Raw genomic sequence first — 233 nt, forward strand, 5'->3', positions numbered from 1 at the left:
CTGGTTTGTAAATGGCTATTTACTTCTACTCTACCTCTATCATCTAATTTAACACCTGCAGCTTCAGCGTTTAAACCATTGGTATACGGACTACGACCAACAGATACTAAACAATAATCGCCTTTAAATTCAACTTCTTCGCCTTTCTTATTATCGGCTTTTACAATAACTTCATCACCAACACGCTCAACAGATTTTACTTTATGTGATGCATTAATTTTGAATTTTTGTTT

The 233-nt window shown here is 33.9% G+C and carries 1 protein-coding gene; it reads right to left on the bottom strand.

Annotated features, from left to right (window positions below):
- The coding region (locus tag FUA24_RS23650) for an FAD-dependent oxidoreductase (protein ID WP_187388381.1) at positions 1–233 on the bottom strand (233 nt) is incomplete at both ends.

Source organism: Seonamhaeicola marinus (assembly GCF_008085455.1).